Genomic DNA, 6,974 nt, shown 5'->3' with positions numbered 1-6,974 from the left:
GGGCCACGGGCCAAGCGCGGCCTCCCCCGCCCCATCTCGCCCGACGAAGCCGTCGCGCTGGCACAGGACATTGCGGAAATCGCGCGCCTGCCATGGATCGGCGCGCGCGACTGGGCGGTGCTGCTGCTGCTCTACGGCGCGGGCCTGCGCATTGGCGAAGCCATGGGGCTGACCGGCGCCGCGCTGCCGCTCGGCGACACGCTGCGCGTCACCGGCAAACGCAACAAGACCCGGCAAGTCCCGCTCCTGCCGCAAGTGCGCCAGGCGATCGAGGCCTATGTCGATCAATGCCCCTTCCCCATGAGCCGCGACGAAGCGCTGTTCCGGGGGGCGCGCGGCGGGCCGCTGTCGCCTGCGCTGATCCGCCGCGCCGTGCAGGGCGCGCGCGGGCGGCTGGGCCTGTCGGACCGCACCACGCCCCATGCCCTGCGCCACAGTTTCGCGACGCATTTGCTGGGGCGCGGCGCAGACCTGCGCAGTTTGCAGGAACTGCTCGGCCATGCCAGCCTGTCATCGACCCAGGTCTATACCCAGGTCGATGCCGCGCATCTGATGGACGTCTATCGCAACGCCCACCCACGCGCCTAACCCTTCGGCCGCCAGGTCGCGAGCCGCCATAGATAAATCAGCACCGCCCCGATGACGCAGATCGTCGCGGCAGGGCCGATATATTTGTCGATCTCGCTGAAATTGCGGCCCAGCACGAAACCGGCATAAGCGAGGATGATATTCCAGATCAGCGCCCCCCCAGCGGTCCAGGCCAGGAATTTAATATGCCCCATCCGAAACAGTCCGGCGGGCAGCGAGATCATCGTCCGCAGCGCGGGCATGAAGCGGAACACGAACACGACGATCTGGCCATATTTGCCGAACAGGCGATCCAGCGCCTCGACATCGCGCCACTCCAGCGTCGCCCAGCGGCCATAGCGATCGACCAGCGGCTTCAACCGGGCAAAGCCCAGCACATGGCCGATCATATACCAGAAATAATTGCCGATCGTTGTGCCGATCGTGCCAGCCAGCAACAGCCAGCCCATATCCATCCGCCCCTGGCCGACACGAATGCCGCCAATGCCCATGATGAGTTCGGACGGAATCGGCGGAAAGACATTTTCCAGCACCATCAGCAGGAAAATGCCCCAATAGCCGCCCGCATCGATCAGGCGCAGCACCCAGTCAGTCATACATATCGCTCACAGCCCACCAGCCAGCAGGCCGCTGACGTCCGCAACGAAGTACCGACCTATCCGCCGTTCGCCCTGAGCTTGTCGAAGGGCCGCAGTTCCTGAAAGAAAGGACAGGGCTTCGACACGCTCAGCCCGAACGGGCGAAAGGTTACAAAAAAACCTCAAGCCGCCACGCGCGCTGCGAGTCGGGCGTCGATCGCGTCCCAGATCAGCCCGCCGGTGTCGGTCCCGTCGAACGCCTCGATCGACACGATCCCAGTCGGCGAGGTCACGTTGATTTCGGTCAGCCATTCGCCGCCGATCACGTCGATGCCCACGAACAACAGGCCGCGCCGCTTGAGTTCCGGCCCCATCGCCGCGCAGATTTCGCGCTCCTTGTCGGTCAGCACGGTCTTGGCCGCCGAGCCGCCGACCGCCAGGTTGGACCGGATCTCGCCCGCGCCCGGAATCCGGTTCACCGCGCCCGCGACTTCGCCATCGACTAGTACGATGCGCTTGTCGCCCTCCGCGACGCCGGGAATGAAAGCCTGAACCATGAACGGCTCGACCCATGAAGCGTTGAAGAGTTCCACCAGCGAGGAGAGGTTTGCGCCATTTTTGCCGACATGAAACACCGCCACGCCGCCATTGCCATAGAGCGGCTTGACCACGATCTCGCCATGTTCGGCGAGGAAGGATCGCACTTCGGCGAGGTCGCGGGTGATCATCGTCGGCGGCATGAAGCGCGCATAATCCAGCACGAACAATTTTTCCGGCGCATTGCGGACGCTGGCGGGATCGTTGACCACCAGCGTCTCATCCTGCACCCGCTCCAGCAAATGGGTGGCGGTGATGTAGGACAGGTCGAAGGGCGGGTCTTGCCGCATCAGCACGACATCGACATCGCGGCCCAGGTCGATCATCTCTTCCGGCCCATAGGCGAAATGATCGCCATCCACCTTCTGCACATGCACCGGCCGCGCCTTGGCCAGCACCCGGCCGTCGCGGAACGTCAGGTCATGGGCGAGATAATGATAGAGCCGGTGCCCCCGCGCCTGCCCCGCCAGCATGATGTGGAAGGTCGAATCGCCCGCGATCTTGATGCCCTCCATCGGGTCCATCTGCACCGCGACGGTCAGGGGGTTGAGCTGCGTCATTGGGGTCATCCTCATATAATGACTCGTCATGCTGAACTTGTTTCAGCATCCATTCGTCCTACCGCCGCGTATATCCGCAGCCGCAGAGCCAATGGACCCTGAAACAAGTTCAGGGTGACGAAGGGGTGTATGGAAGGACAGATCACCCCCCATGCCAGACATTCGCCAGATGGCGTGGCGCGCGGCCCGGCGCAAGGAGGATGACGTCGATTCGCATATCGTCGCCCGCTTTGCCGAGGTCATGCCACAATATTTCCGCCGCCGCCGCCACCCGGCGCAACCGCCGTTCGTCGATCGCCAGGTCCAGTTCCGCCGCGCTCCCCCGCGCCTTCACCTCAACGAACGCCAGCATCGTGCCCTTGCGCGCGACCAGATCGACCTCGCCCGCCGCCGTCCGCATCCGTCGCCCGACGATCTGCCAGCCTTTGAGCCGCAGCCACCAGGCGGCGATCCGCTCCGCCTGACGGTCGCGGCGCTCGGCGCTTTCGCGCTTCACCCCTTCAATTCCGTCGCCCGGTCATAAAGCGTGCGCCGATCCAGCCCCAGTTTCTTGGCCACCTCGCCCGCGGCCTTCGACACTGACAGCCGGGTCAGCGCCTCGCGCAGCGCGGCGTCGGCATCTTCGGCAGTCGCGGGCGGCGCTTCGCCCGGTGGGCCGACGGTCACCACGATCTCGCCCTTGGGCGCGGCCTCGGCATAGCGGGCGGACAGTTCGCTGAGCGTCCCGCACGCCGTTTCCTCGAACGTCTTGCTGATCTCCCGGCTGACCGCCGCCTCCCGGTCGCCCAGATGCGCCGCCATCGCCGACAGGCTTTCCGACAGGCGCGGCCCGCTTTCATAGAAGACCAGAGTCGCCCGCAATCCCGCCACCTCATCCAGCGCATCGCCCCGCGCCTTGGCCTTGCTGGGCAGGAAACCCATGAACAGGAACCGATCGGTCGGCAGTCCCGACAGGGTCAGCGCCGCGATCGCCGCGCTTGGCCCTGGCAGCGTCGTGATGCTGCGCCCCGCCGCCCGCGCGTCGCGCACCAGCTTGTAGCCCGGATCGGAAATCAGCGGCGTGCCCGCATCCGACAGCAAGGCGACTGATTCGCCCGCCATCCGCTCGACCAGCCGCTGGCGCACATTTTCGCCGCTATGGTCATGATAGGGCAGCATCGGCCGATCAGAGCCTGCATGGCGGAGCAGCCGCGCGCTGACCCGCGTATCCTCGACCGCGACGACATCGGCCAGCCGCAACACCTCCGCCGCGCGGGGAGTAAGGTCACCAAGGTTGCCGATCGGCCCCGCGACGATATAAAGCCCAGGTTCAAGACCCGATGATTGAGTTTCCATAAGGACGCCAGATGACAGAGACGGATGCCTCCCGGCAAGCGGACTTGTTCGCTTCCCTCAAACGCGGCGCACGGCTGGCTTTCGCCGCGAGCGCCCTGATGCTCGCCGCCTGTCAGTCGATCGTGCCCAAGGGACCGGCCCCGACGACGCCCACCGGTCCGGTTCAGCCGACACGTCCCGATGTGACCGAAGGCCTGCCCACCGACACGCTGCGCCATCGCGTCGCGCTGCTGGTGCCGATGAGCGGCACCAATGCGGGCGTCGGCCAGTCGATCGCCAACGCCACCACGCTGGCGCTGATGGATACCAAGACCGACAAGGTCCGCATCACCACCTATGACACCGCGCTGGGCGCGGCGGCGGCAGCCAACAAGGCGCTGGCCGATGGTAACCGCCTGATCCTTGGCCCCTTGCTGGCCGACGATGCCCGCGTGATCGGGCCGATCGCGGCGCGTGCCAATGTGCCGGTGATCAGCTTCTCCAACGACAGCGGCGTCGCGGGCAGCGGCGTCTACATCATGGGCTACAACCCCAATCAGTCGATCGAGCGCGTCGTCGGCTTTGCTCGGCAAAAGGGGCTGAGCCAGTTCGGCGCGCTGATCCCGCGCGGCACCTATGGCGAGCGGGCGGGCAATGCCCTGCTGCGCGCGGTCGAACAGGCGGGCGGCACGGTCGTATCGATGCAGACCTTCGACCGCAGCCCCGCGTCGATGACGGCGGCGGTCAAGAAATTGCAGGCTTCCTCCAGCTATGACGCGCTGCTGATCGCCGACAGCGGCCGCGTCGCGCTCCAGATCGCGCCGATCGTGCGCAAAAATGGCGGCGCGACGGCGCGGCTACTCGGCACCGAATTATGGAATACCGAAGGCTCGCTGTCCGCCAGCCCCGTGCTGCGCGGTGCCTGGTTCGCCAGCGTTTCCGACAGCCTCTATCGCCAGCTCGCCACCAAATATCGCGCCCGCTACGGCAGCGCGCCCTTTCGCCTGTCTTCGCTTGGCTATGACGCCGTGCTGCTGACGGTGCGGATCGCGCAGGACTGGAAGCCCGGCAGCGCCTTCCCCGCCGCGCGCCTGCGCGACGCGGGCGGCTTTTCGGGCATCGACGGCGCCTTCCGATTCTCGCGCTCCGGCGTTGCCGAACGCGCGCTCGAAGTGACCGAAATCGGCGCGGGCAATATGACCGTCATCGCGCCTGCGCCCCGCAGCTTCGAGGATTAACCGAAAGCGAGCGTCACCCGGCCTGCCACCCGGCGGGCCGGGTGACGCTCGGTGCCTTACCCTTCCGCGAGGCCACCCACCTGCCGCATCCGGGTAAAGATGTTCCAGGTGGCGATGAACAGCGCCGCGATCACTGGGCCGATGACGATGCCGTTGAAGCCGAACAGCTCGATCCCGCCCAGCGTCGTGATCAGCACCACATAATCGGGAATGCGCGTATCGCGGCCGACCAGGATCGGGCGCAGCACATTGTCGACCATGCCGATGATCAGCACGCCGCACGCCACCAGCACGATCGCCTGCCAGATCGCGCCGCTGGCGAACAGGTAGATGGCGACCGGCACCCACACGATCGCGGTGCCGACCGCCGGCAACAGCGAAAACGCCCCCATCAGCACCGCCCAGAGCAACGCGCCTTCGATCCCCAAGGCCCAGAAGACGATGCCGCCGATCAGCCCCTGAACGATGGCGACGACGATGCTGCCCTTGATCGTCGCCCGGATGACGATGACGAATTGCTGGATCAGCGCTTGCCGCTGGCTGGCGCGCAACGGTGCGGCGGCGACGATGCGCTGCGACAATTTTTCGCCATCGCGCAACAGGAAGTAAGAGAGGTACAGCATCACGCCCAGCGCCATGAAGAAACTGAAGGCGCTCTGGCCGATCTGGAACGCCTGCGCCGCCAGCACCCGGAAACTGCTGGTGATGCCCTTCGTCACCATCGCCTGCGCCGCATCGAAATTGCTCAGGCCCAACCGCCGCAAATAGGGGCGCGACCAGTCGGGCAGTGCCGCCATCATCTGCGAGAACAGCCGGGCGAAGTCGATTTCCCCCGACTGGACCTTGCCGTAGAAATAGGCCGCTTCCTGCAACAGCGCCGCCCCCAGCACGAAGGCCGGGATGATGACGATCCCCAGGATCAGGAACAGCGTGATCAACGCCGCCCCGTTGCGATGGGTCGGCATTTTCTCCAATATATTGCGGTAGATCGGCGCGAACAGGATCGCCGCGATCACGCCCCACAATATCGCCGCGAAGAAGGGCTGGATCACCAGCAGAAAGGCGATCGACACCAGCACGACGACGCCCAGGAAAAAACCATCCTCGATTTTGGGCGAGACGTGCAGCGGCGGCGGGGGCGTTTGGGAGTCCATGCGCGCTCCTTCGCAAAAATCGACGATCAAATCCATCGCCGAACGACCAGCCGACCCTGCCCTCTGTCCTTTTGTCGTTTCCGTCGATAGAGAAGCCCATTCCTTGGGCAATTGGGACGTCGAGCAACCGTGGCACGCGAAATCACCGGATTTTCAAACCCGCTGGTGAAGCGTGTCCGATCCTTGCGCGAAAAGAAGTTCCGCAAGGCCGAAGGGCTGTTCCTGGCCGAAGGCCTACGCATCCTGACCGAAGCGCGTGAGGAAGGCGTGCTGCCCGAAATGCTGTTCCACGCGGGGTCTACGCATCCGCTGGCGGCCGAGCTGATCGCGGCGATGGAAGCGGCGGGCGGCGACGTCATCGAAACCAGCGCCGACATCCTGTCGAAGATCAGCGGCAAGGATAATGCCCAGGCCGTGGTCGGCGTCTATCGCGACCGGCTGACGCCCTTGGATGCGCTTGATCGCACCAAGGCGGACATCTGGATCGTCGCGCAATCGCTGCGCGACCCCGGCAATCTTGGCACCATCTTGCGCACCGGCGACGCGGTGGGCGCGGGCGGCCTGATCCTGATCGACGATTGCGTCGATCCCTTCTCGGTCGAATCGGTCCGCGCCTCGATGGGCGCGCTGTTCACCCAGACGATCACCCAGGCGCGCTGGCCCGAATTCATGACCTGGCTGCGCGCTGGCCCCGGCGAACTCATCGGCACCAGCCTCAAGGCAACCCATGACTATCAGGAGCCGCGCTACCAAAGCCCGGCCTTCCTGCTCGTCGGCAATGAAGCGCAGGGCCTGCCGGACGCCTATGAAGCCGAATGCGACCTGCTGGTGAAGATGCCCATGCTGGGCAAGGCCGACAGCCTGAACGCGGCAGTGGCGACGGCGGTGATGGCCTATGAACTGCTCAACCAGAAACGGCGACGATCATAACGGTACGCAACATAC

At 65.4% G+C, this 6,974-nt stretch carries 8 protein-coding genes; 3 read left to right on the top strand and 5 right to left on the bottom strand.

The features are described 5' to 3' along the window. Positions 1 to 588: tyrosine-type recombinase/integrase (locus IL54_RS19035; protein ID WP_037479537.1), on the top strand; the 588-nt coding region annotated here is incomplete at its 5' end. On the opposite strand, the gene IL54_RS19030 is transcribed toward IL54_RS19035, so the two are convergent. The 4 genes from IL54_RS19030 to rsmI all read right to left on the bottom strand — a co-directional run bounded on the left by IL54_RS19030 (position 585) and on the right by rsmI (position 3,658). Next, positions 585 to 1,184: a DedA family protein gene (locus IL54_RS19030; RefSeq protein ID WP_037479495.1), complete on the bottom strand. Its 600-nt coding sequence runs from the start codon at positions 1,182 to 1,184 to the stop codon at positions 585 to 587. The two genes, IL54_RS19035 and IL54_RS19030, sit on opposite strands and share 4 nt — an antisense overlap. Positions 1,185 to 1,348: 164 nt before the next feature. Beyond that, positions 1,349 to 2,323: a glutathione synthase gene (gene gshB, locus IL54_RS19025; RefSeq protein WP_037479493.1), complete on the bottom strand. Its 975-nt coding sequence runs from the start codon at positions 2,321 to 2,323 to the stop codon at positions 1,349 to 1,351. A 142-nt stretch (positions 2,324 to 2,465) separates the two neighbouring features. After that, positions 2,466 to 2,819 carry a YraN family protein gene (locus IL54_RS19020; protein WP_037479490.1) on the bottom strand — a complete coding sequence of 118 codons (354 nt, stop codon included), beginning with the start codon at positions 2,817 to 2,819 and terminating at the stop codon, positions 2,466 to 2,468. Then, complete coding sequence (gene rsmI, locus IL54_RS19015) at positions 2,816 to 3,658, bottom strand: 16S rRNA (cytidine(1402)-2'-O)-methyltransferase (RefSeq protein WP_037479487.1); 843 nt, start codon at positions 3,656 to 3,658, stop codon at positions 2,816 to 2,818. Before rsmI ends, IL54_RS19020 begins: the two co-directional genes overlap by 4 nt. A gap of 11 nt (positions 3,659 to 3,669) precedes the next feature. On the opposite strand from rsmI, the gene IL54_RS19010 reads away from it, so the two are divergent. Then, positions 3,670 to 4,875, top strand: a complete 1,206-nt coding sequence (locus tag IL54_RS19010) for a penicillin-binding protein activator (RefSeq protein WP_037479485.1) — start codon at positions 3,670 to 3,672, stop codon at positions 4,873 to 4,875. A gap of 56 nt (positions 4,876 to 4,931) precedes the next feature. On the opposite strand, the gene IL54_RS19005 is transcribed toward IL54_RS19010, so the two are convergent. Next, a complete protein-coding gene (locus IL54_RS19005) occupies positions 4,932 to 6,029 on the bottom strand; it encodes an AI-2E family transporter (protein WP_037479535.1) in 1,098 nt (365 codons plus the stop codon). A gap of 129 nt (positions 6,030 to 6,158) precedes the next feature. Between IL54_RS19005 and IL54_RS19000 the strand changes: the two genes are divergently transcribed. Then, entirely contained in the window at positions 6,159 to 6,959 is an 801-nt protein-coding gene (locus IL54_RS19000) for a TrmH family RNA methyltransferase (RefSeq protein ID WP_037479478.1), read from the top strand. Positions 6,960 to 6,974 lie beyond the last annotated feature (15 nt).

Origin of the sequence: Sphingobium sp. ba1 (genome assembly GCF_000743655.1) — a bacterium.
Lineage (GTDB): Bacteria > Pseudomonadota > Alphaproteobacteria > Sphingomonadales > Sphingomonadaceae > Sphingobium.
This window is presented reverse-complemented; position numbering and strand designations above follow the sequence as displayed.